Raw genomic sequence first — 24,355 nt, 5'->3', positions numbered from 1 at the left:
AAAGCATGCAGATATGTTAACATTAGCTGAGGGTTATGATCGGAATACGGAGAATTAGAAAGTTAAAGATTAGTTCTATGAATCTCTGCTGTGGACAGATCGTGAAACAGACGGTCGTGGACCACAGGATTAAATATAAAGTTTCCAATCGTTTCTGAAAATTGAAAGAGGTGACTCCTTTGAAAATATCGACAAAAGGCCGTTACGGCCTCACAATCATGATGGAGCTTGCTGCCAGAACAGGCGAAGGCCCTACATCACTTAAAAGCATTGCCGAGCGCAACCAGCTCTCGGAGCATTACTTGGAGCAACTGATTGCTCCACTGCGTAATGCAGGACTGGTGAAGAGCATTAGAGGTGCTTACGGCGGTTATATCCTTGCAGGTGATCCTGCAACCGTAACTGCAGGCGATGTGATCCGTGTACTGGAAGGGCCAATCTCTCCAGTAGACTTCACAGAGGAAGATGATCCCGCGAAGCGTGACCTATGGTTGCGTATCCGTGACGGCATTGCCGAAGTGTTGGACTCTACAACACTGAAAGACCTGATTACATTCCAGGATCAAGAGAAAAAAGATAGCTACATGTTCTATATTTAACAATGACTGTGCGAGCATGACATGCCAACTTACTTGAGCCCCCATTTGGGGGCTTTATCCATGCCTTAACATATGTTCATACAAAGGCTTGAGGTTGGTTAGCATTATGAGGCTGTAAAACATATTTCGTAACAGCAAAATAAGATAATTTAACATATAACGGGGTGAAGATAAATGAAACGAATTTATTTGGATCACGCCGCATCGACACCTATGCATCCACAAGTCGCAGAAGCGATGATGAACGTCATGACAGGACAATTTGGCAATGCATCAAGTATCCATGCCTTTGGGCGTGAGGCCAAACGGACTGTCAGCGGAGCAAGGGATGTCATTGCGGCGTCTTTGGGCTGTTTCCCGGACGAATTGGTATTCACCGGAGGTGGCACGGAGAGCGACAATCTGGCAATCTTTGGAGCAGTCTCATCCAGGCAGGATAAGGGGAAACACGTCATTACGACGGCCATTGAGCACCATGCTGTGTTGCATACGTGTCAGGAACTGGAGCGGCAAGGTTATGAAGTAACCTATCTATCTGTTGATCGATACGGACGAATAAATCTGGATGAGTTGCGAGAGGCTATTCGTCCGGATACGGTGCTGATTACCATGATGTATGCCAACAACGAAGTGGGCACGATTCAGCCTATTCGCGAGGTGGGTGAGCTTGCTCGTCAGCATAATATCCTTTTCCATACCGATGCAGTTCAGGCTCTGGGCAGCCAGAATATTTCATGTAAGGAGTTGCCTGTGGATCTGATCAGCTTCTCTGCGCATAAAATCAACGGACCTCAGGGCGTGGGTGCACTCTATGTACGGCGAGGAATTGTGTTGGAAGCAAGAGCTCACGGTGGGTTGCAAGAGCGTCAGCGTCGCGCTGGTACGGAAAATATCGCAGGTATTACCGGATTTGCAGAGGCTCTCAAGATTGCATCAGCACAAACGGAGGCGCATCGTCAGCATGATTTGGAATTGCGTAAACTTTTGTTGGAACAGCTTGAAATTCATGTGGGGACGGAGAACTTTCACGTGAATGGACACCTGGAGCATACGCTGCCAAACATCCTGAATATCAGCTTTCCGGAAGTGTCCACAGAGACGATGTTAATGAATCTGGATATGGAAGGGATTGCTGTTGCAAGCGGTTCTGCCTGCACTTCCGGTTCACTTGAAGTCTCTCATGTGCTCAAAGCGATGAAACTGCCTGAAACATTTTTACACTCTGCGATTCGATTTAGCTGGGGATTGGGTAATACTACGGAAGAAATCATGATAACCGCCGAAAAAATTGGAACCATTCTTGGACGACTGCGTAATAGACCCTAAGGGGAACTTTACACATGGAACAGAAGGAGGGAAGAAGTTCCATTTCATCGGTTGGATAGAAGCGGTTTTGATGATCGGCGTCTGATTGCCACTCATCAACATTGGGCATACCTAGCAATAGCGCCGCGCCTATTTAATGATAAGAAGATGAGGGGGACCCAGCGATGAAGCTTCAGGAAATGATCGGACTTGCCGTTTTTGATGTTGAGGACGGGAAGCAGGTCGGTAAAATCCAGGATTTCATTGTGAATGATGATTGGGAGATCGAAGGCATTGAGCTTGAGAGCAAAGGTCTGTTTACCAATCATGTCAAAATCGTGCAGTGGCAAGATATCGTTGCCTACGGCGAAGATGCCGTCATGATCCGTAATCAACAGGCTGTCCGCAAGACGGGAGCCGACGACATAAAATACACGTACCTCCTCGGTCGGTCTAAATTGAAGGAGATGTCCGTGCTCACCGAAGAAGGTTTGCTGCTTGGGCGTGTCTCCGATGTTTATTTTGACCAAGAGTTGGGAAATACAATAATAGGGATTGAAATTACGGACGGTTTTGTGTCCGATCTGATCGAGGGCCGCAAATGGCTGCCATGTACAAGCGATATGTCCATCGGGGAAAGTGCCATTATGGTGCCGTCTCTGAGTGAACAACGCTTGGAAAATGCCATTCATTCTGTTAATGGATAGGTGAATGAATATGAAATGTCCAAACTGTAGTTCCAAAGATATCGGGAAAATTGGTTCCCACCAGTTTTATTGCTGGGGATGCTTTATCGAATTAACGGTGAACGGTGAGAAAATGTCTGTATATCAGGTGGAAGAAGACGGTACGCTGAGTTCCCTGGATGATTTGTTTTTCGGGGACGAGCTGCCACAAGACTTCCCTCATCTTCACGCTTCTTCTTAATAAGCAGAATAACTTCCTCTATATGCGGTTTCATGACAATGTCTGTCGTGGGAGACTGTCATTAATTGTTGGCAGATGTATATAGATGCGGTTACATAGTGGTTCGGCTGGTGTATGTATGATTATATGCTAACCCGTGCTGCAAAATGCGCTTCCTTCTCTGATGAAGGAGGCGTTTTTTTGGTTTAAGAAAAAATGTTGGATTGCTCCTTTCCACTTCTGCGCTGTGTTAATAAATATTACCTTTCCTACATATACTGACTCTCAGAGCCAGTCCAAAAGGAGAGATGCAAGTGGAGCAATTAACGAAAAACAAGCTGTTCCGTTACGCGATCTGGCTGCTGCTCGGATTGATTATTTTATATTTTATATGGCTGCTGCGGCCTTTACTGCTTCACATATATGCGTTCCTGAAAACAGTGTTGGCACCCTTTATCGTAGCCCTTATCATATCTTATGTACTCAATCCGATTGTCAGCATGCTGGGAGGGCGCAAGGTGCCGCGTACGATTGCGGTACTACTCATATATGCCTTTTTCCTGACCTGCATCGGTGTCATTCTGATGAATGTGATTCCGGTATTGATTGAACAGCTGGGGGAACTCAACGAGCATATGCCAGAACTGTCCATGCGTGCACAGAGCCTGATGAACAATATGGATCACAAATTAATGCCGCCAAGTGTGCGAACAGGCATGAACAGTTGGTTTTTTCAGATGGAGGATCGACTAACTCAGGGCATTACCGTACTAATGGACAATATCGGGGCGACCATTAATGTGTTATTTAATGTGTTTATCGTGCCATTTCTGATCTTTTATATGTTAAAAGACTTTGAGGTATTTGAGCGCACCATTGTGGCGTATCTTCCGCGTTCACGTCGTAAAGCGATTGTCTCGGTGATGAAAGAGATCGATACTGCACTGGGGAACTACATTCGGGGACAGTTTATTGTCTGTGTCATTGTTGGTATCTTTGCCTACATTGGTTATATCGTCATTGATATGCCGTATGCCCTGCTGCTTGCAAGCATTGTAGCTGTGTTTAACATTGTGCCCTACCTGGGGCCGTTCCTTGGAGCTGCTCCTGCTGTCGTCATGGCATCAACCGTATCGTTTAAAATGGTACTACTTGTTGTCATTGTGAACACACTGTGCCAAGTGTTGGAGAGTAATGTTATTTCTCCTCAGGTGGTGGGACGTACGTTGCATCTGCATCCACTGTCGATTATATTTGCACTGCTCGTCGGAGGTGAACTGGCAGGCATTGTAGGTTTAATTCTGGCAGTACCTGTTTTTGCCGTGCTGAAGGTGATTGTGCAACACTTTTTCGCCTATTACATCAAACGAAGGACCGACTAAATAACAGGGTTAAAACATCAACGCGGCCGCGTTGACACCCGCTTGTGCTACCGATATAATGATTGTGTATGTTTAGAACATGAAATCGATGATGAAATAAAGTACGCCGAGGGTTCCTTTCCTCAGAGAATAGACTTCATCGGATCAGGGTGAGCCTGAACTGATGGCTGGAAGAGTCTTGAAAGATGAAGCGGCGGAAAGCTAATTTCGGAGTGCAGGACAACCCTGCCGGGAGCGACCGTTATTTCGCATGAACGAGGAGATTGTTTGTTTGTCCGTGCAGCAAGGGATGAACAGCAATAACCAGGGTGGTACCGCGATAACATCGTCCCTGATTATTCAGGGGCGTTTTTTGTGTTTATTTTTACAAAAACAATGTTGACCAACCGGAGCGAATACGCAACGGACTATTATAATTAATGGGGGCATCCAGTATGAAAGCCAGTGAAATCCGGTCCAAATGGATAGAATTTTTTGCAAGTAAAGGTCACAAAATCGAGCCGAGCGCATCGCTTGTACCTCACAACGATCCTTCTCTTTTGTGGATCAATGCAGGTATGGCACCGCTCAAACCATATTTTGACGGACGTGAAAAGCCGGAGAACCCGCGTCTTGCGAACTCCCAAAAATGTATACGTACCAATGATATTGAGAATGTTGGTAAAACGCGTCGTCACCATACGTTCTTCGAAATGCTCGGCAACTTCTCCATTGGAGATTACTTCAAGGAAGAGACCGTAACATGGGCGTGGGAATTTTTGACCAGCAAAGAGTGGATCGGATTTGATCCGGAACGTCTTTCCGTAACGGTATATCCGGAAGATGAAGAAGCTTTCAAACTGTGGAACGAAAAAGTAGGACTGCCTGCTGAGCGTATCATTAAATTGGATGAAAACTTCTGGGATATCGGCGAAGGCCCATGTGGACCTTGTACCGAGATCTTCTATGACCGCGGCGAAGCTTACGGAAACGACATGAGTGATCCTGAAATGTATCCAGGCGGGGAAAACGAACGTTATCTGGAAGTGTGGAACCTGGTATTCTCCCAGTTCAACCATAACAAAGATGGTAGCTACACACCGCTTCCTAACAAAAATATTGATACAGGTGCTGGTTTGGAGCGCTTTGCTTCCATTCTGCAAAATGTGGATTCCAACTTTGACACAGACCTGTTCCAACCGATGATTCAGAGAACAGCCGCTCTTGCGGGTGTGAAATATAACGACAGCGTCGAGATTGATGTTGCACTGAAAGTCATTGCCGATCATATCCGTACGGTTGCCTTTGCAGTAGGTGATGGCGTTCTGCCAAGTAATGAAGGACGTGGATATGTCATCCGTCGCTTGCTTCGCCGTGCAGTTCGTTATGGAAAAGTGCTTGGACTTGACCGTCCATTCCTGTATGAATTGACAACAACCGTTGGTGAAGTGATGGGCATGTACTACCCTGAGGTAGTAGACAAACAAGAGTTCATCGCCAAAGTAATCAAAACCGAGGAAGAGCGTTTCCACGAAACACTAACAGATGGTCTGGCTATTCTGGCTGATATCAGCGGCGCTGCCAAATCCGAAGGACGCACCGTTATTAGCGGACCTGAAGCTTTCAAACTGTATGATACGTACGGTTTCCCGTTTGACCTGACAGAAGATTATGCTGCAGAGCATGGTCTGACTGTGGACCGTGAAGGTTTTGATGCTTCCATGCAGAAACAACGTGAGCTTGGACGTGCTGGGCGTCAAGAGAACGAGAGCATGAAAGTTCAAGGCGGACCACTTGCTGACCTGGAGGTTAAAAGCGAGTTTGTTGGTTATACTGACCTGTTGACGGAAGCAAAAGTGGTAGCCATCGTAGCTGGTGACGCCCTTGTTGAATCTGTAGGCGAAGGACAAACGTGTCAGGTTGTTCTGGACAAGACTCCGTTCTACGCGGAAAGTGGCGGTCAAGTGAGTGATCAGGGCTTGCTGCGAGGTGCTGGTGTAACAGCAAAAGTACAAGGTTTGTTCAAAGCTCCACTCGGACAACATGTACATCTGGTGACTGTGGAGTCTGGTGAACTGCGTGTAGGTGATGTGATCAACGCCGAAGTAGACTCAGCGAAACGTGGCGACATTATCAAAAACCATACAGCAACCCACTTGCTGCACAAGGCACTCAAAGATGTGCTCGGCACACACGTAAACCAGGCAGGATCGCTCGTAGAGCCACAGCGTCTGCGGTTTGACTTCTCTCACTTCGGCAGCATTACGCCGGAAGAGTTGACAGAAATTGAGCGTCAGGTGAACGAACAGATCTGGAATCGTCTGAACGTGAACATCGAGCTGAAAGCTATTGATGAAGCTAAAGAAATGGGTGCAATGGCCCTGTTTGGCGAAAAATATGGAGATATTGTACGTGTTGTTCAAGTTGGAGACTACAGTTTGGAACTTTGTGGCGGCTGTCACGTAAATAATACTTCAGAGATCGGAATCTTCAAACTGGTGAGCGAGAGCGGAATTGGCTCCGGCGTACGCCGGATCGAAGCTGTAACTGGCCGCGGCGCATATCTGTATGTGGAAAGCCAGTTGGAACTGCTCAAACAATCAGCAGCACTGCTCAAAGCAAATGTGGCTGATGTACCTAAACGGATTGAAGGTCTGAACCAACAACTGAAAGAAGCAGCCAGAGAGACTGAATCCCTGCAAAGCAAGCTGAGTGCCATGGAAGCGGGTCAATTGACGGATCAAGTGGTACAAGCAGGAAATACACAATTGCTGGCAGCACGCGTGGATGCTCCGAACATGGATGCGCTGCGTACAGTGGCAGATGAGTTGAAAGTAAAATTGCCTAACGCGGTACTCGTATTGGGTGCTCCAGCGGACGGCAAAGTGAATTTTGTTGTAGCTGTACCTGCTGAACAAGTAAAACAAGGATTACACGCAGGCAAAATCGTCAAAGAAGTCGCAGCAGTATGCGGCGGCGGTGGCGGTGGACGTCCAGATATGGCGCAAGCCGGAGGTAAGGATGCGACCAAGCTGGATGAAGCGCTGAAACTGGCGGTTTCGCTGGTTAGCGGGCATACTGCATAAATCGAACGAGGGCTTTCAAAGGGCCAAAATATAGTTCGAAAGGTTCTGTTTGTTTATACGGAGGTTGGATCGGGATGTTTCTTCCCGTCCAACTTTTGTACCTGAGAGCGAGTGGAATCGACTGATGCAATATGCTGAAGCCAGTAAAGGACAAGCAAAAAACACAATTGCCTTATCCTTTGTTTACTTGTGGCAGTCAGAATATGTTATTATATAAACAGAAATCAATTCGGCAGGACATGGTCCCCATGTTCATGCAGGAGCGAGGTGTCATCAATGGACTCCATGGATAAGACGGTTAAATTTAATGTGAAAGGTGACGAACAGGAAGCATCATCCAAAGAGATTCTTCTCACGGTTTATGATGCATTGGTCGATAAGGAGTATAATCCGATCAACCAGATTGTTGGGTATCTGATTTCCGGAGACCCGGCATACATTCCTCGTCACAACAACGCACGTAGTCTGGTCCGTAAAAAGGAGCGCGATGAGCTGATTGAAGAGCTTGTACGTTCCTATCTGGCCAATCACCGGTAATGTACGCCGCTTCCGCTGTGTTGCAGCCATGCAGACAGCGGGAAATGAACCGACAGAAGACAGCCTGAAGCTTGAGAAGGCGATTATTTGTAATCGATCTGAGCAGGCCCCAGGATGGGAGAGCATGGATGAAAATATTAGGTTTGGACTATGGGGACCGAAGAATCGGAGTTGCCGCGAGTGACGCCTTCGGTTGGACTGCCCAGGGATTGGAAGTGCTAGAACGCCGCCGTGATGAAGGCGAGTTCGCTCGGATTGCCGAACTTGTGCGTGAGCATGAGATTAGTGAGATCGTAGTCGGACTTCCCAAAAACATGAACGGCACCGTAGGACCGCGCGGTGAGATATGCATTGCTTTTGCCGAACGCCTGCGGGATGAACTGAATTTACCTGTTCACCTTTGGGATGAACGGCTGACAACCATGGCAGCAGAACGTACGCTGATCGAAGCGGATGTCAGTCGAAAAAAACGCAAGCAGGTTGTGGACAAAATGGCCGCAAGCTTGATTTTGCAAAATTATTTGGATGCCAATAGTAGAAGGTGAGGGGGATCAACAATGGCTGAAGATCAACTGGGTATGGAAGAAGAAGCGGAAATTATTTACATTGCGGATGACGAGGGTAATGAAGAGGAATTCGAAGTCATCATGAAGTTTGAAGTAGATGGATCGGAGGCCAAGTATATGATGGTTGCTCCGGTTGAACCTGAAGATGGCGAAACGGATGTATATGCATTCCGTTATGAAGAAGAGGGCGACGATATTAAACTTTTCGTCATCCAAGATGATGCCGAATGGGATATCGTCGAGGAGACGTTTAATACATTTCTTGCTGAAGATGAAGAGGAAGCGAACTAAATGACGGACTATAGCCGCAAAGACCTGAAATGGACAGATTCACTGCGTCTGGCATTCGGTGCTCATGTTGAGCTCGAAGAAGAGAACGGTAAATCACAACCGTATGACTTGTTGGCTGAGTTCGAAGTCGGCGGTCAGCAATACGCGGTGCTCCGCAGTTCGTTGCGACCTTATGACGAGGTTGAACTTCTGCGGGTATCACCTGGAAGTGAAGACCAGATCATGCCGGAGTTAGTTACGATCGATGATGATGATGAGTGGGAGAACATCTCGGAACTGTATGATGAGTGTACACTCCCCATTGACGAAGATTAAATCAGCTTCAAATTGAAGAAACCGGGAGGGCGGAGAAGTCCGCTCTTTTTGGTTGTGTAAAGGAGTTGTTTCTTTTTTGAAAGGGAAAGCAATTGTAGTCATACTGCTTATCATTGTAGTGCTTGTCGGAGGCGCAGGTGGATACGTATGGAGTATGATGCGTCCTGTGGAAGCTTCTACAGAACCGGTCGTATTCGAGATTAAGAGCGGATCGGGAACTTCGAAAATCGCGGATCAGCTTCAAGAAGAAGGCCTCATTCGAAGCGGGTTAACCTTCAAAGGGTATTTAAAGTGGAAGAAACTAGGTTCTAATTTCATGGCGGGTACATATTCTATGAATCCTGGCGTGACATATGATGAGATTGTTAGCAAGCTGAGTAGTGGTGAAGTTGTACCGGAGGAAATGGTGAAATTTACGATTCCGGAGGGTTATAACGTTCTGCAAATGGCGGGTAAACTTTCTTATGAGCATGTTGTAGATCGGGATGAATTCATCAAGCTGGCCAATGATCCTTCGGCCTTTGATGTAGATATCATCAAAGATATTCCAGTGGATGAAGAACTTCGCTACGTATTGGAAGGGTATCTATTCCCGGAGACCTACGAGCTGAAAAAGGGAAGTTCCACGCATGATGTGATGCAACGGATGCTGGAAGAATTCCAGACCAAGATTAATTCCATTCCTGATTTGGAAGCAAAGCTCCAGGAAAAGAACCTTTCCCTGCATGAACTGCTGACGATTGCGTCACTCGTGGAGAAAGAAGTTGTAGTGGACGAGGAACGTGCTCTGGTTGCAGGTGTAATCTACAATCGGATCAATCAGGATATGAAGCTGGAGATTGATGCTACCGTGCAATATCTGCTCGACAGGCCAAAGGAGCGATTGTTCTACAAGGATCTGAAGGTGAAAAGTCCCTATAATACGTATCTGAATAAAGGCTTGCCACCAGGTCCAATTGCCAGTCCAAGTCTTCCGTCCATTGAGGCAGCGCTAAATCCGGAAGCTTCGGAGTATCTGTTCTATGTGACAAAAAAGGATGGCTCGTCTGGACATCTATTTGCAAAAACGTATAAGGAACACCAGCAAAATATAGCCAAAAGTAAGGCTGCGCAATAAGCGGAGGGGATTATATGAGTAAGAAACATGAACTGCTCGTTACAGCAGCGAATGTGAAAGAGGCAGAAGTGCTGCTCCAGGCAGGAGCAGATGCTCTGGTCATTGGAGATGATCGATTCGGCATGCGTCTCCCAGGCAGCTTTAGCGTGGAAGAGACAGCAGAGGTGGTTGCCATTGCAGCCAAACATCAGGCACGTGTGTATGTATCCATGACTAATCTGATGTCCAACGAGCTGTTGAAAGAATTGCCTGAATATGTTCAAGCACTTGGCAGAATCGGTATTGATGGTGTGGAGTTTAATGATCCATCCGTGCTGGCTACCATGAAGGAATACGCGCCACATGTGAAGCTGCACTGGAATGCGGAGATGACTTCAACGAACTATGCTACAGCCAACTATTGGGGAACTAAGGGAGCGAGTCGCGTTGTACTTGCCCGTGAGTTGAATATGGACGAGTTGACGGAAATGGTTCCTTTTTTGAAGGTGGAAGCTCAGGTTCAGGTGCATGGCATGACGAATATTTATCATTCCAAGCGCAGTCTGGTGCAAAGTTATATGGCTCATCAAGGGCGGCCGGTTGAGGGACATCTGGGCAAAGAACGTGGATTGTTCCTGATTGAGGCTGAACGCCGGGATGAGAAATTCCCGATCTATGAAGACATAAATGGTACACACATTATGAGCTCAGAGGATATATGTATCCTCGAAGATCTTCATCTGTTGATGGAGGCGGGTGTGCACAGTTTCAAAATTGAAGGTATGTTAAAATCACTTACCTACAATGAAGCTGTTGTACGTGCATATCGGACAGCGATTGACAGTTATGTAGCCGATGCTGATGCATATGCGTTCTCTGAAGAGTGGCTCGCTGAGGTGCGGGAGTTACAGGACCCTGAACGTGAATTGTCGTTTGGATTTTTCTATAAAGAACAAGTGTATTAATAGACGAGGTGAACAGAATGGAAACAGTGGCGGTACAGCGGAAGTTCTCGGGTAAACGTAACCGTCTGGACAAACCGGAGCTGCTAGCTCCGGCGGGTAATCTGGAAAAACTGAAATTTGCAATTCATTACGGTGCAGATGCTGTATATATCGGTGGACAGGCCTATGGACTGCGTTCCAACGCGGATAACTTTAGCTTTGAAGAGATGCGTGAAGGTGTGGAATTTGCCAAAAAGTATGGAGCCAAAGTGTTTGTAGCGACGAACATCTATGCACATAATGAGGATGTTGAGGGTATCGAAACATACCTCCAAAACCTCTATAATGCGGGAATCTCTGCGATCATCGTAGCTGATCCAGCTATTATTGAAGTAGCCCTTCGTGCTGTGCCGGGCCTTGAGGTACATCTGAGTACTCAACAATCCACACTCAACTGGCAAGCGGTGAAGTTCTGGAAAGATGAAGGACTCCCGCGAGTTGTTCTCGGACGTGAGACCAGCTTCGAAGAGATTGAAGAGATCAAGGCCAATGTGGATATTGAAATTGAAGCCTTTATTCACGGGGCAATGTGTTCCTCGTATTCCGGACGTTGCGTGCTCTCCAACCATTTTACGGATCGGGACTCCAACCGGGGTGGCTGTTGCCAGTCTTGTCGCTGGAAGTATGATCTGTTCGAGGATGCCAGAGAAGATACGGTGTGGGTCAGCGAAGAGGACATGCAGATGAAGGCACCTGCGCCATTCAAACTGGGTGAGAATCAGCTTCCCCTGTTCCAGGAACAGGATAATTCATTCTCCATGGGATCTAAGGATCTGTGCATGATTGGTCATATCCCAGAGTTGATTGATGTGGGCGTGGACAGTTTCAAGATCGAAGGACGTATGAAATCGATCCACTACGTGGCAACTGTGGTTAACGTGTACCGTCAAGCTATTGATGCCTATATGGCCGACCCGGAGAATTATGTTCTGAAACCTGAATGGGTTGAAGAAATGAACAAAGCTGCGAATCGCCCGCTGAATACCGGGTTTTTCTATGATACACCAGACCATGAAGATCATATCTATGAGCCGGAAGAAAAGGCCGTGCCTTTTGACTTCGCTGGATTGGTCATGGGGTATGATGCCGAAACAGGAATGGCAACCATTCAACAGCGCAATCACTTCAAACCAGGACAGGAAATTGAATTTTTTGGTCCGGGAGGTCACTTTTTCAAACAGGTGGTCGGCGAAATACAGGATGAAGAAGGCAATGTTCTCGATGCTGCTCGTCACCCGTTGCAACTGATTAAAATGAAGGTGGATCAGCCGGTTTCGTATTTTGATATGATGAGAAAAAAGAAATAGGTTCAAATACCTACAATGTGGCAATATTGTATTATGATTTAACAAAATAATGTTATGAAATCAACATGTAGGACCTCCGCTTATCGGCATATGGGGGTCTTTTTTTTATAGAAAAATAGGAATAAAGTTGTAAAATATTTCTGGGATATGAAAGGGGAACGAAGAAAGCTGTCGAATACTACATATTTATAGGGGAGAGAAAGAAAAATCCAACAAGTAAATAACTGGCAGGTGAATGGGAATGGTTCAAAAGAAGCAGAAAGACAGTGGGGAGCAAGTGACAAAATCCGAGCAGGTTAATCCTGAGCAGGTTCAGAAAGTGAAGAAAGAAAAAGTAGGTAAAAGTAAAATTAAAGGGAATGGGAAAAAATTACTTAAGTTTGACCGTAGTAAATTGAAGCTGGGCTGGATCAAGACCGATTGGGTAAAAAAACAATTAAAAAACCGGGATTGGAAAAACCTTGGAGGGTCTTCTTTCAAACAAATTAGGAAGGCAAATCCGGTTAAATCCGTAGGGGTTAAACTGTTCTTGATCTTTTTTGCGGGGATCATGATTTTTGTAGTGAGTTTAGGTCTATTATCCTATTCAAAAGCCAAGGGTACGATAGAGAAAAATGCTTCGCGTGCCAATCAGGAGACCATTGATCAGACCAAACAAAAAATGGACATTATTTTGGAGAGATTTGTGGATACATCCACACAGATTTTCTTTGATCCGGAAATGCAGTCCTTGTTACAAAAAATGTCAGATCAAAATCTGACTGCGTATGATACATTCATAAATTCAAGTTCGATCAATAAACAATTGTCCAATATTGCATTTACGAATAAATCCATGGAAGCGATTTATTTGGTACCTACGGACGATACAAAGTCCATTATGGGTACCGGTAGCAACAGTTCATCCATGGGCAGCATTCGCCAGGAAGCATGGTACAGTGAGTTGATTGAGGCGGGCGGTTATCGCTGGCTTCCAACAGAGATCAAGGAAGATGGTTCAACGCCAACGTTCAGCATTGCACGTTCCATGAAAAACCTGCAAGGGACTACTCAGTCGTATGTTCTGGTTATTGAACTGAAACTGGAAGTTCTGGAGGAACAATTGAAATCGCTTGATCTGGGGCCGGGAGCTATCCTTCAACTGATTGCTCCGGATAATAAAGTGGTGGCATCCTCCATCTCGGATGGTACGGGACAAGATACAGAGCTTGCATTTGTCAAAGAGTTGACCGAACCAGCAGGTAGTACGAATACGGAGTATATGGTAGATGGCAAATCTACGGAAATGTTGGCTGTATACAGTACGATGGATACATCCAATTGGAAACTGGTTGGTATGATACCTACCTCTGTTTTGGTTCAGGATGCAAAAGGCATTCTGACCCTGACCTTGTGGATGGCGCTGATTGATGCGGGGATTGCAGTATTGATCGGGGTCTGGATGGTGCGTATGATCGCTCGTCCACTTGGTAAATTGAAAGACCTGATGCAGGAAGGTTCGAAAGGTAATCTTAAAGTTCGTACACCTTACAGCTCCCAAGATGAAATCGGTCAGCTCTCTACCGCCTTTAATCTGATGATGGAGCAGATCACAAAGCTGGTTGAACAAACGAATCGTTCTGCGCAGGAAGTATTGGATACGGCCTCTGAGCTGAGCAGTGCATCCAAGAAAACGGCTGTATCTGCTTCGGAGATCGCCGTAGCTACAGAAGAGATCGCAGGCGGTGCAGGCAGTTTGGCAACCGAAGCGGAACGTGGTAATGAATTAACTGACAATATCTCTCGTCAGATGCAGAGTGTAATTGCTGCTAATGAACAGATGGGTGATTCTGCTCGTCATGTAGAGAAGTCCAGTCAGACAGGAACACAACATCTGAATCAGTTGATGACCAAAACCCAGAAGACAGAAGAAATGATTGGTGCACTGGTGAATAAGGTTGATTCGCTGAAAGAGAGTACGTCTTCTGTTCTGAAAGTGCTTGAAGTGCTGCAAAACATAACGAAACAGACGAATATCCTTTCCCTGAATGCGACCATTGAAGCAGCACGTGCCGGTGCAGCCGGACGCGGATTCATGGTGGTGGCTGATGAGGTTCGTCAGCTTGCGGCTCAATCCAGACAATCCATTGAGATGGTTGGAGAGATCACTGACAAAATCATGACCGAAATGAATGAGACCGTGGATGCGTTGTCTGCAGCCTATCCGTTATTCAAGGAACAGATGGATGCGGTCAAAGACACCAACGTCATCTTCGCTTCCGTACAGGAACAGATGGGGGCATTTGTGGAACGTTTGGGCATGGTGACAGGTTCTATTGGAGATTTGAACAAATCTCAAGGTACGTTGTCTGAAGCAATGAGCAATGTCAGCGCTGTAGCTGAAGAATCTTCTGCAACGTCCCAAGAAGTAGCTTCCTTGAGCAGTGAACAGCAAAATATCAGTAACCAGCTGGTAAATCTGTCTGGCAAGCTGGAGAATGTGTCCACTGAACTGAAAGAAACCTTGTCACGCTTCACGGTGTAACAAGCCAACATTGAAATGAGGAGAACCTGTCCCGTACATGGGACAGGTTTTCTTTTGGTTTACCGGATAATTCCAAGCCTTATCAGCAATAATATGTCAAAACGACAAAAGGTGAGATTTAGATGCATCTCCTTGCGAAACGGCGAATCTATATAACTTGTATTCTTCTAACTCTTGTCTTTGGATTGCTTATATTGCGATTGGGATGGGTCCAGATCGTTCAGGTAAATCAGACCATGCCTGGATTTCACCGAACGGTACGTGAAATGTCCGTATTGCAGCGTGAACGCGGGGTGATGCTTGATACGGGCCGGGGGCAATTTACAGATTACAAGGGTGAGGCGTTGACGGGTAAGCTGCAATGGGGCTTGGTTCTTTTTCCACAGGCAGTGCCATTAGAGAAACTACGCAAGCAAGGGGCATTAGAAGGCTCAGAGATGACACAGTTGGCAGCTATATTACATACCGATTTGAATCAATTGAAGAAGGAATGGAATCAGGAAAGTGTACCTCATTTCTGGACAGCAGGTACACATCAGCCTGTTCATTTGACCGCTGCTCAGGTGGAGCGCCTACGTAGTTTGCACCTGCAAGGAGCTGGCATCTATCCAATGATGACAAGGTATCTTCAGGGGCATACAGGGATGCAGTGGATGGGTTATCTGGCTGAACAGCCTGAGTCCTCCAAAGTTCTAACTGGGCATCAGGATGAAGTAAAACAGCCATTTGCTATGAAATCAGGAGCAGCCGGACTGGAGAGGACACTTGAACCCCTATTAAGGGGTATTGGCCCTACGCTTGTATCACGCATGGTCTCGGGTGGTGGAGAGATTATCCCTGATATTCAGCCGCATGTCATTGCACCGACCAATAGCCATTATCCTTTACGTGTAGAAACCACAGTGGATGCTGAGTTACAGCGTGGGTTGGAGGAGTTGACGCAAGAATCTGGATTACAAGAAGGGGCCATTGTTGTGTTAGATGCCGCTAACGCAGATGTTCGCGCCATGATCTCACGCCCTTTCTATCAGCCACAACATGTGGACCCCAAGCAATCGGCCTGGGGGAATCGTGCAGTACAGGGAGCCGTACCGGGTTCCATTTTCAAAATTGTCACTGCCGCTGCTGCTTTGGAGTATCATGCGGTTTCTAACGGAGAAGAATTCCATTGCGGTGGTGAGTACGGAAGATATGGGCTGTCTTGCTGGAAGGAGCATGGTCATGGAGACCTGAATCTGGAGCAAGGATTCGCTGAGTCTTGCAACATCGTATTCGCTGAAACGGCGCGCAGGCTTAGTATGGAACAACTGGAGAACACGGCTGATCGTCTGGGACTCGCGCGTCCGATTGGCTGGGAGGGGAAGCAGATGGCAGGAATGCCCGTGTTACGACACTTTGATCATGAGGATCAAGGGCGTGTGAGAACAGAGGCTGTTACTGGTGCTGATGAAGGTGCGAAAATACAGACAGCAATCGGTCAGCGCGATGTCTTGGTCACACCGCTGCAAGCTGCCAATCTGATCGTTACATTGTTACATGATGGAAAGGTTAGTGCCCCACGTCTCGTTAAGCGCATCCGATATGCGGATGGTGGCACCATGCTGGAGATGCCCTTGCATGATTCACCTTCAGCATCAGGACAGATTGCTCCCGCAACAGCGCATAAACTGTTATCCTGGATGAATAAGGTAGTTCGTGAGGGAACAGGAAAATCCCTGCAGCGTGCACGGTGGCATGTTGCAGGGAAATCAGGTACAGCTCAGGTACAGAAACATGGAGAGAAGCGCAACAATCAATGGTTCATTGGTTATGGACCGGTAGAACAACCCAAATATGCTGTAGCTGTTCTTGTTCAAAATGTCTCTCCTGACAGCCAACATCAGGCGACGGCACTCTTCAGGAAGGTGATGGACTACTTGGCTGAGTCCTCATGATTCTTCGCAGGAACGGGACGTTGTACAGTAGATTCGGCAGAATTCGATGAGGCCTTATTAACGGGTGGGTCCATTACTAATGGAGAGGACTCAAATTCATCTTTTGGCAGGTGAATCCACTTTTGCAGGTACCCTTGTTGTAACAGTTCTTTCAGAAGGATCAGGAGCACTGGAGATAACACTACACCAGCCAGGCCAAAGATCGAAAGGGAGATCAGCATAAACGAAAGCATCAAGTACGCCGAAGATACACCAATCGAGTTACCCGATATTTTCGGTTCCAGCAACTGCCTTGTCAGCATCGTCACTGCCAGAATCACAATCAGGCCAATCGCCAGGCTGCTATTGCCAATAATGAATAAGTAGACGATCCATGGAATAAACACAACAGGAACGCCAAGCAATGGTACCAGATCAAAAACCGCACAGACTGCTGCAATGGTAAAGGCGTTAGAGGTTCCCAAAATCAACAAACCTGCATAAATCAATACAAACGTAATGAGCATCATGATCATCTGTGCCTTCAAATACGAGCGGATTGTCTTGAACACGTGATTACGCATGAATTCAATAGCTAACTTTAATGTTTTGGGCGTCTTCGCACGGGCGAACTTGCGCCAGGATTCAATCTCGATACTGAGGAAAAATGCCAGAATAATCGCAATTCCGAAGTTCGTAATAAACGAAGAGAATGAACTGAGGAAGCCTACGACGAATTGCGCTCCGCTCGTTACCCATTTGGACAGGAACCCGGTCAGTGTTGCAAAATAATCATTCGCTTTTTCCATAACTCCATCAGGGAGAGCGTCTGACTTGTCCTGAATGAATAACACCAGATTGGTGAATTCACGTTGTATCATTTCAATGTATACAGGGAAGTTATCTTGAAGATTGGAAATTTGTGAAATGATAATCAAGCCTACCCCAAAAAAGGCAGCGACAATCAATGCAAGAAACAACAAGACGGAGATGGCGGCTCCAAGTGTCTTGGGCAGTCCTTTGCGATGTAGAAATTTGGCCAGCGGCTCAATCATCCAATACACAATGAATGATAGAAAGACCGGTGCAGCCACATGGTATAATTGACTGAAACCGTACATGATCACATACACGGTTAATACGAGCAACGCGATGTCAAAGACAGTTCGCCCGTATTTTTTGTAAAGCGGTAGCATGGACATGGCTCCTTTGATGGCAATAATTAGATTGTATTTATTGTACACGATAGCTATCTTTTTGGGAAAACAGGATTCAAGAAAAGTCTGAACTATGATAAAATTAAAGGCGGTTTATTTTAGATAGTGCCATAGTGCACCGTAATTCAGCAGGAGAAGTGGGGAGCTTGCAACATGACAATGATACTTCAGAGTATTCTACTGTGGTTATTGTATCTTTCATCTTTTTACGCATTTATTCCAAGTTTGATTAGCAGGCTTTTTGGTTTTCGTGTATTTCGACGGGGAAGAAGTGATACACAATTTGCATTAACGTTTGACGATGGGCCAGATCCACATTATACGCCAAGATTGCTCGATCTGCTTCGTCAGCATCAAGCAAAAGCCACATTTTTTGTCGTTGGAGAACATGCTGCGAGTCATCCTGAACTCATACAACGCATACATGACGAGGGTCATCTTATTGGCATTCATAATTATATTCACAAGACGAACTGGCTCATGCGGCCGCGTACTGTTCGTGATCAGATTCAGCGAACAGGTCAGATTATCCATGAAGTAACCGGCGTGAAAACTTGTTATTATCGTCCACCGTGGGGGATTATGAATCTGTTTGATTTTTTCAGCAAGAAAGAACGAAAGATTGTACTGTGGTCTTCTATGTTTGAAGACTGGAGAAGCCGAGTAGGTGCCCAGAGATTGACTGAACGGATGCTGAAGGAACTGAGAGGCGGAGAGGTCATGCTGCTGCATGATCGAGGAACGACCCTTGGTGCAGATGCACACGCGCCGGAGCAGATGCTTCAGGCGCTGGAAGTCGTCTTGCAGGAAGCTGAACGGCTTGGGCTGCAAAGTGTACGCGTTGATACGCTGATGGGAGGTATCACAGTGAGTGAATCTCAGAACAAAACGCAATTACAAACACCATTGAAGCTATGGAAACGAATCGTTGTTGCCTTATGGTTGGGCTGGGAAAAGTTGTTCCACTGGGTATATCATCTACGGACGGCTTCGCCAGAGGACCCAATGCTGCACTTCAGATCACGTGTATACCACGGAGCACGGGTGGAGATGAATGATGGCCATGTCATTCAAAATGGAGATCCGGTGATAGAACTGCATTTTGACAATCAGAAGTTGTTTGAACTTGGAGTGACGTCACGTTCCAGTATGCATTTGGCTATTCGCATGATTCGGACCATGGAACAGCAATTGCCGGATCTGGCACGCATGGTGACACTCGAACCGGAGTTACGCTCTGCCAAAGCCATATACGGTGTGAGTATGATTAACAGAGGTCCGGAAAAATTTGGATTTACCGTACAAGAATTGCCCCCTGGACCGTTCAGTGCTGCATCCAAAGTATACCTGAAGCTACTGTTAAGTGTAATCCACCCGGCAGGAACCAAACGCCTGAAACAGCGTACAGAACAATTGGTACCCAAGATGATTGCCATGCCGCTGGATCTACTGTTGGAACGTTACGGTCAACATACGATGCAGGTGGCAGCAACGGTAGAAGAATCCGGAGATGAATCGTTGTTAATTGAACAAGAGATATTGCCAGAGCGGAACTAAACGGACTAATCATACCAACCAGCAAAAAAAAGGGTTGCCCTTCGCCAGATTTGGCAGAAGAGCAACCCTTTATTTATTAGATTGTTTCCGATAGGTCAAGTAAAGGAAAGCGTAAATTAGATACTCAGTACGCCACCGTTGCTTGCATTGGTAACCAGTTTGGAATAACGAGCCAGGTAACCGGTTTTTACTTTCGGTTCAAAGCCTTTCCAACCTGCGCGACGACGTTCAAACTCTTCGTCACTGATGTGCAATTCGATGATACGGTTGTTCAGATCCAGCTCGATGATGTCTCCTTCTTCAACAAAGGCGATTGGACCACCTTCAGCTGCTTCCGGAGAGATATGTCCGATACTGATTCCGCGGGATGCGCCAGAGAAGCGTCCATCGGTGATCAAACCAACTTTGGCGCCCAATCCCATACCTACGATCTGGGAAGTAGGAGCCAGCATCTCAGGCATACCTGGTCCGCCTTTAGGTCCTTCATAACGGATAACAACAACATGTCCTTCTTTTACTTTGCCGTTAGCAATACCTTCCAGCGCTTGTTCCTGGGAGTCAAAGCAGATGGCAGGACCTTTGTGGTATCCGCCAACCGAAGCATCAACTGCACCAACTTTGATGATAGCGCCTTGTGGTGCAAGGTTACCAAACAATACAGCCAGGCCGCCTTTTTCGGAATGCGGGTTATCCAAGTGGTGAATGACATTTGTATCCTGGATTTCTTTTCCTTCAACGTTCTCACGGATCGTTTTACCCGTTACAGTAATGCAGTCACCATGAATTGCGCCTGGTTTCTTGAGCAATTCGTTCAGCACTGCGCTTACGCCGCCTGCATTATGAACGTCTTCGATGTGAAGATCGGAAGCAGGTGCAAGTTTCGCCAGATGAGGAACGCGGTTAGCTACTTCATTGATACGCTCGATTGGATACTCGATGCCTGCTTCATGAGCCAGTGCCAGCGTGTGCAGTACTGTATTCGTAGATCCACCCATCGCCATATCCAGAGCAAACGCGTTATCGATCGCTTCTACAGTAACGATATCACGTGGTTTCAGATCCATTTTAATAAGTTCCATCAGTTGTTTGGCAGATTGTTTAACAAACTCACGACGCTCAGGAGCAACAGCCAGGATGGTTCCGTTACCTGGCATAGCCAGTCCCATCGCTTCAGCCAGACAGTTCATGGAGTTTGCAGTAAACATACCGGAACATGATCCACATGTTGGACAGCCGAACTGTTCAAGTTCAAGCAAGCTCTTATCATCGATTTTACCTGCTTGGTAAGCACCTACGCCTTCAAATACAGAGGTCAAGGACAGAGCTTTACCATTGCTGTCACGACCGGCTTTCATCGGTCCACCGCTGACAAACACGGTAGGGATATTACAGCGGAGTGCACCCATCATCATGCCGGGTGTAATTTTATCGCAGTTCGGGATACATACCATGCCGTCGAACCAGTGAGCAGATACAACCGTTTCCACGGAATCCGCGATAATGTCACGGCTTGGCAGCGAGTAACGCATACCAATGTGTCCCATGGCAATACCATCATCTACTCCGATGGTGTTGAATTCGAATGGAACGCCACCGGCTTCACGAATAGCATCCTTTACAATTTTACCGAATTCCTGAAGGTGGACGTGGCCGGGCACGATATCGATGTATGAGTTACATACGGCAATAAACGGCTTGCCGAAATCCTCTTCTTTAACGCCCGCTGCGCGGAGCAAACTCCGGTGTGGTGCACGGTCAAAACCTTTTTTGATCATATCGGAACGCATCTTCTTGGCTGACATGGTGTATTCCCCCCAAATATATAATATTGAGCAACATGAATGGAAAAGTAAATGGCAGTGCATCTGTCGTTTAATTTCATCCGTACTCTAAAAAAAGGACCGGCATGCCGGTGTCGAGCTCCCCGTAGTTTGTGAAATTCTTTGCTGCTTTAAACCCGTGAACACCCGGTTTTTCTATTGAGTCTATCACAACCGTCGTCATATTTCTACAATCAATAGAAAGAAGCCTCAAACCATTTTCATGGAATTAGACTTCTTGATTTACGGTAAAGCTATGATCATGTTTCGATGTGGCGAGCGGAATTCATTAGTTGCTTCCACCTTTGCGTCCAATCTCACGATAGAATTCCTTATTATGAGTTTCGGAGGTTGCTTCGCCGCCCTTGCGACCAATCTGCTTGTAAAAGTCAGTGTCATGGGCATCTGAAGTCGCTTCTCCACCCTTTTTTCCAATCATCTGGTAGAAGCTTCGATCATGGTTCTTGGAAGTCGCTTTGCCACCTAATCTGCCAGCTTCCTCACGGCTCATCTTGCGTTCTGACGTCGGTTGACGTGCCATTACAAATCACTCCTTACAACGATAAGTTGTTTTTTGTAGCGCGTATCCCTAATTTACCACCTTATTTCCAGCCTGAAACAACACACCAGAATAGAATCGATGGTGAAGAGATCCGTCAGAGCGTTAGGCCGATCGTTTAAACACCTCATGTCGATTGAAAGAAAATCGGGATATATCCGGTTCAATTAAAGGTTTGAACGTGTGACGTACAGCCGGCAGAGCCAGTGTGACTGCGAAGAGTATGGCAATGACCAGTATGACTGGAATATACGCCGAGCTTCCCATATAACTGTAGACTCCGGACCAGATCGCGAGACGAACGAGAAACCCATGCAGCAGGAATACATAGAGTGTGCGCCGTCCAAGGTCCGTCAGTCTGGAAGTCAAGGAAGGTACCCAGGCCAAGAACAGTGCTGCCGATGCGATCTCCAATAGGTAGACTCCAAGTCGGAAGATGCCGGCATACCATTCGTGGTGACCCAGTTCGGCGTACGTCATGCTGCCGAGTAACCATCCGGTTGAAATATTCAAACCCCCATACCCGATCCATACCAACAGTGCAGCAGAGAGGATGGCTGCGGTTTTTCGCCCCCAACCGGATAATAAACGTGAACGGATGGTTGCTCCATAGTCATAACCGATGACAAAGAACGGCAGAAATACAAACGTACGGCTGAAGCTGAGCCAGAACCCGTCGATGGGCAAATACCCGGCAATTATACCAAGCGCAATCGATCCAATCAGCCGATATATTGGTTTCCAGGAAATCGTCAGACGAAGCAACAGTCGCCAACAGAAATGACTCGCGAGAAACCATAACAGCAAGTAAGGTGCAAAGAAGGATAGCCGCATATGGGGTGTGTGGAATACGGTAAAGTCCATCAATGCGTATAAGGACTGAAACAGTACATACTGTAGTGCAATCTGCTTCAGGACGTTTCGCCCAGATGCACCTTGGAGTGAGTGTGTCGCAAAATACCCGGTTACCCATACAAAGAGCGGCATGTGAAACGTATATATCCACAGGAACAGAGCTTCCGCTCCTGCAAAACGTGTGATGAGTGGTTCAAGTGCATTACCAGCTAGGACACAGACGATAAGCATAAAGCGCAGATTGTAAAAGAAAGATTCCTGATCATCCCGGATCAGTGTCTGATTTTTCATGGTGTAGCCCCCTTATAGACCCTGGTTGCCAGGTCATTTGCATCTGTAATAAGGGTAATATGGATGTGCATTATCTATTGTGATTTAATTCACATTAGTAAGCGTTATCTTTTCTCAAAGCTGTGACAACAAAATGAACGCAACGGGATTGACAACGGTTGCATAGAGGATGACAATAGAAAAAGAAGATGAGGGAATGTAACTATAAGGAGGGAAGAAATCATGTCAACGAGTCCCTATCCAAGCCCGGAAATTATTACGTTTGGGGAGAGTATGGGTTTGCTGACTGCCAAGGATACAAGAGGGCTGGAATATGCAGCCACATTGGACAAGTCTTTCGGGGGTGCTGAGAGCAATCTGGCTATTGGCGTATCCCGCCTGGGGCATACTAGTGGTTGGTTTGGACGCTTGGGCAATGATCCGATCGGCAGTATGATTCTGAAAGCCATTCGCGGTGAAGGCGTAGATGTATCCCGGGTAAGGTTAAGTGATCACGAGCCCACTGGTTTGATGATTCGTGAGAACGCTTCCGGGAAAGCCTCGGTGCATTATTATAGGAAGCTATCTGCTGCAAGTGCGATCACACCTGATGATCTGGATCCCGACTATATTGCCGGGGCGAAGATATTGCACGTTACGGGTATAACGGCAGCGATAAGCCCGTCGGGACTTGCTACGGTAGAGGCTGCCATACATATTGCCAAACAGGCAGGGGTGAAAGTAAGCTTTGATCCGAATCTGCGTCTCAAACTATGGTCTGCGGATGAGGCCCGTCCGGTTATACTGCGTATAGCTGAACTGGCGGACTACTTTTTACCGGGGCTGGACGAGATGAAACTTCTATATAACGAAGAAAATGATCAAAAAGTACTTGAGCGTTTATCTGCCATGAATGCTGTGTGCATTGTGAAGGGTGGCCCTGATTTGACCTACGTATTGGCGAATGGTACCCTAACTGAAGTTCCGTACTTTAAGGCGGATCATGTTCTGGATACGGTAGGTGCAGGAGATGGATTCTGCGCGGGATTTTTAACGGGTATATTAAAAGGATACTCCCCGCAGGAAGCAACCCGTCTCGGCAATTTGACCGGTTCCATGGTTATACAGGCTGTTGGCGATTGGGAGGCGCTCCCGACGTGGGGGCAGGTCGAGGCCAAGCTGAACAATGTTGCCCATGTTGAGCGCTAGTCGCTGCTGAAATCATATATGGCTCATCTTCGTTCTTAAATGTAAGGCTTGTATACAC

At 46.7% G+C, this 24,355-nt stretch carries 20 protein-coding genes and 1 pseudogene; 17 read left to right on the top strand and 4 right to left on the bottom strand.

Annotated elements, in window-relative coordinates:
- The first annotated feature begins 179 nt into the window (after positions 1–179).
- The 15 genes from cymR (at position 180) to J2X75_RS15260 (ending at position 16,831) form a co-directional block, all read left to right on the top strand.
- Positions 180–599, top strand: coding sequence for a cysteine metabolism transcriptional regulator CymR (gene cymR, locus J2X75_RS15330; protein ID WP_062835876.1), 420 nt, complete (start codon positions 180–182; stop codon positions 597–599).
- 174 nt (positions 600–773) lie between these two features.
- Positions 774–1,925 (top strand): cysteine desulfurase family protein, encoded by a 1,152-nt coding sequence (locus tag J2X75_RS15325; protein ID WP_307542663.1) that lies wholly within the window; start codon positions 774–776, stop codon positions 1,923–1,925.
- 164 nt (positions 1,926–2,089) lie between these two features.
- Positions 2,090–2,611: a PRC-barrel domain-containing protein gene (locus J2X75_RS15320; protein WP_310337598.1), complete on the top strand. Its 522-nt coding sequence runs from the start codon at positions 2,090–2,092 to the stop codon at positions 2,609–2,611.
- A 10-nt stretch (positions 2,612–2,621) separates the two neighbouring features.
- Positions 2,622–2,831 (top strand): hypothetical protein, encoded by a 210-nt coding sequence (locus J2X75_RS15315; protein WP_017686815.1) that lies wholly within the window; start codon positions 2,622–2,624, stop codon positions 2,829–2,831.
- A gap of 293 nt (positions 2,832–3,124) precedes the next feature.
- Positions 3,125–4,192, top strand: a complete 1,068-nt coding sequence (locus tag J2X75_RS15310; protein ID WP_124115619.1) for an AI-2E family transporter — start codon at positions 3,125–3,127, stop codon at positions 4,190–4,192.
- A gap of 434 nt (positions 4,193–4,626) precedes the next feature.
- Positions 4,627–7,257 (top strand): alanine--tRNA ligase, encoded by a 2,631-nt coding sequence (gene alaS / locus J2X75_RS15305; RefSeq protein ID WP_307542667.1) that lies wholly within the window; start codon positions 4,627–4,629, stop codon positions 7,255–7,257.
- A gap of 276 nt (positions 7,258–7,533) precedes the next feature.
- Positions 7,534–7,794, top strand: coding sequence for an IreB family regulatory phosphoprotein (locus J2X75_RS15300; RefSeq protein ID WP_036616950.1), 261 nt, complete (start codon positions 7,534–7,536; stop codon positions 7,792–7,794).
- A gap of 128 nt (positions 7,795–7,922) precedes the next feature.
- Positions 7,923–8,339: a Holliday junction resolvase RuvX gene (ruvX, locus tag J2X75_RS15295; protein ID WP_062835871.1), complete on the top strand. Its 417-nt coding sequence runs from the start codon at positions 7,923–7,925 to the stop codon at positions 8,337–8,339.
- 12 nt (positions 8,340–8,351) lie between these two features.
- Positions 8,352–8,651: a DUF1292 domain-containing protein gene (locus J2X75_RS15290; protein ID WP_017686820.1), complete on the top strand. Its 300-nt coding sequence runs from the start codon at positions 8,352–8,354 to the stop codon at positions 8,649–8,651.
- Positions 8,652–8,966, top strand: coding sequence for a DUF1292 domain-containing protein (locus J2X75_RS15285; protein ID WP_307542669.1), 315 nt, complete (start codon positions 8,652–8,654; stop codon positions 8,964–8,966). It abuts the gene before it with no gap.
- 76 nt (positions 8,967–9,042) lie between these two features.
- A complete protein-coding gene (mltG, locus tag J2X75_RS15280; RefSeq protein WP_307542671.1) occupies positions 9,043–10,083 on the top strand; it encodes an endolytic transglycosylase MltG in 1,041 nt (346 codons plus the stop codon).
- Positions 10,084–10,097: 14 nt separating this feature from the next.
- Positions 10,098–11,027, top strand: a complete 930-nt coding sequence (locus tag J2X75_RS15275; protein WP_124115621.1) for a peptidase U32 family protein — start codon at positions 10,098–10,100, stop codon at positions 11,025–11,027.
- 17 nt (positions 11,028–11,044) lie between these two features.
- Positions 11,045–12,373, top strand: a complete 1,329-nt coding sequence (locus J2X75_RS15270; RefSeq protein WP_076252944.1) for a peptidase U32 family protein — start codon at positions 11,045–11,047, stop codon at positions 12,371–12,373.
- A gap of 235 nt (positions 12,374–12,608) precedes the next feature.
- Complete coding sequence (locus J2X75_RS15265; protein ID WP_397383705.1) at positions 12,609–14,897, top strand: methyl-accepting chemotaxis protein; 2,289 nt, start codon at positions 12,609–12,611, stop codon at positions 14,895–14,897.
- Positions 14,898–15,091: 194 nt separating this feature from the next.
- Positions 15,092–16,831, top strand: a complete 1,740-nt coding sequence (locus J2X75_RS15260) for a peptidoglycan D,D-transpeptidase FtsI family protein (RefSeq protein ID WP_310337586.1) — start codon at positions 15,092–15,094, stop codon at positions 16,829–16,831.
- On the opposite strand, the gene J2X75_RS15255 is transcribed toward J2X75_RS15260, so the two are convergent.
- Complete coding sequence (locus J2X75_RS15255) at positions 16,810–18,006, bottom strand: AI-2E family transporter (RefSeq protein ID WP_091020423.1); 1,197 nt, start codon at positions 18,004–18,006, stop codon at positions 16,810–16,812. The genes J2X75_RS15260 and J2X75_RS15255 overlap by 22 nt on opposite strands.
- A gap of 174 nt (positions 18,007–18,180) precedes the next feature.
- Here J2X75_RS15255 and J2X75_RS15250 point away from each other — a divergent pair, with 174 nt between their 5' ends.
- Positions 18,181–19,584, top strand: coding sequence for a polysaccharide deacetylase family protein (locus J2X75_RS15250; protein WP_310337583.1), 1,404 nt, complete (start codon positions 18,181–18,183; stop codon positions 19,582–19,584).
- 116 nt (positions 19,585–19,700) lie between these two features.
- On the opposite strand, the gene ilvD is transcribed toward J2X75_RS15250, so the two are convergent.
- The 3 genes and pseudogenes from ilvD to J2X75_RS15235 form a co-directional block, all read right to left on the bottom strand.
- The gene (gene ilvD / locus J2X75_RS15245; protein WP_074096200.1) at positions 19,701–21,386 is read right to left on the bottom strand and encodes a dihydroxy-acid dehydratase; all 1,686 of its coding nucleotides are present in this window, start codon (positions 21,384–21,386) and stop codon (positions 19,701–19,703) included.
- Positions 21,387–21,702: 316 nt separating this feature from the next.
- A pseudogene (locus tag J2X75_RS15240) lies at positions 21,703–21,945 on the bottom strand (KGG domain-containing protein); the annotation flags it as partial.
- 123 nt (positions 21,946–22,068) lie between these two features.
- A complete protein-coding gene (locus tag J2X75_RS15235) occupies positions 22,069–23,109 on the bottom strand; it encodes an acyltransferase family protein (RefSeq protein ID WP_124115626.1) in 1,041 nt (346 codons plus the stop codon).
- Between the two features lie 222 nt (positions 23,110–23,331).
- Here J2X75_RS15235 and J2X75_RS15230 point away from each other — a divergent pair, with 222 nt between their 5' ends.
- A complete protein-coding gene (locus tag J2X75_RS15230; RefSeq protein ID WP_150364609.1) occupies positions 23,332–24,297 on the top strand; it encodes a sugar kinase in 966 nt (321 codons plus the stop codon).
- Positions 24,298–24,355: the final 58 nt, after the last annotated feature.

This window comes from Paenibacillus sp. 2003 (assembly GCF_031455635.1).
Classification (GTDB): Bacteria; Bacillota; Bacilli; order Paenibacillales; family Paenibacillaceae; genus Paenibacillus; species Paenibacillus amylolyticus_B.
The sequence above is the reverse complement of the archived record's forward strand: the minus strand, read 5'-3'. Positions and strand labels throughout refer to the sequence as shown.

What these genes read in the sequence shown, in the direction of transcription:
- J2X75_RS15325 (WP_307542663.1), top strand. Translation starts at nt 774, where the DNA reads ATGAAACGAATTTATTTGGATCACGCCGCATCGACACCTATGCATCCA.
- J2X75_RS15320 (WP_310337598.1), top strand. Translation starts at nt 2,090, where the DNA reads ATGAAGCTTCAGGAAATGATCGGACTTGCCGTTTTTGATGTTGAGGAC.
- J2X75_RS15315 (WP_017686815.1), top strand. Translation starts at nt 2,622, where the DNA reads ATGAAATGTCCAAACTGTAGTTCCAAAGATATCGGGAAAATTGGTTCC.
- alaS (WP_307542667.1), top strand. Translation starts at nt 4,627, where the DNA reads ATGAAAGCCAGTGAAATCCGGTCCAAATGGATAGAATTTTTTGCAAGT.
- J2X75_RS15300 (WP_036616950.1), top strand. Translation starts at nt 7,534, where the DNA reads ATGGACTCCATGGATAAGACGGTTAAATTTAATGTGAAAGGTGACGAA.
- ruvX (WP_062835871.1), top strand. Translation starts at nt 7,923, where the DNA reads ATGAAAATATTAGGTTTGGACTATGGGGACCGAAGAATCGGAGTTGCC.
- J2X75_RS15290 (WP_017686820.1), top strand. Translation starts at nt 8,352, where the DNA reads ATGGCTGAAGATCAACTGGGTATGGAAGAAGAAGCGGAAATTATTTAC.
- J2X75_RS15285 (WP_307542669.1), top strand. Translation starts at nt 8,652, where the DNA reads ATGACGGACTATAGCCGCAAAGACCTGAAATGGACAGATTCACTGCGT.
- J2X75_RS15275 (WP_124115621.1), top strand. Translation starts at nt 10,098, where the DNA reads ATGAGTAAGAAACATGAACTGCTCGTTACAGCAGCGAATGTGAAAGAG.
- J2X75_RS15270 (WP_076252944.1), top strand. Translation starts at nt 11,045, where the DNA reads ATGGAAACAGTGGCGGTACAGCGGAAGTTCTCGGGTAAACGTAACCGT.
- J2X75_RS15265 (WP_397383705.1), top strand. Translation starts at nt 12,609, where the DNA reads ATGGGAATGGTTCAAAAGAAGCAGAAAGACAGTGGGGAGCAAGTGACA.
- J2X75_RS15255 (WP_091020423.1), bottom strand. Translation starts at nt 18,006, where the DNA reads ATGCTACCGCTTTACAAAAAATACGGGCGAACTGTCTTTGACATCGCG.
- J2X75_RS15250 (WP_310337583.1), top strand. Translation starts at nt 18,181, where the DNA reads ATGACAATGATACTTCAGAGTATTCTACTGTGGTTATTGTATCTTTCA.
- ilvD (WP_074096200.1), bottom strand. Translation starts at nt 21,386, where the DNA reads ATGTCAGCCAAGAAGATGCGTTCCGATATGATCAAAAAAGGTTTTGAC.
- J2X75_RS15235 (WP_124115626.1), bottom strand. Translation starts at nt 23,109, where the DNA reads ATGAAAAATCAGACACTGATCCGGGATGATCAGGAATCTTTCTTTTAC.
- J2X75_RS15230 (WP_150364609.1), top strand. Translation starts at nt 23,332, where the DNA reads ATGTCAACGAGTCCCTATCCAAGCCCGGAAATTATTACGTTTGGGGAG.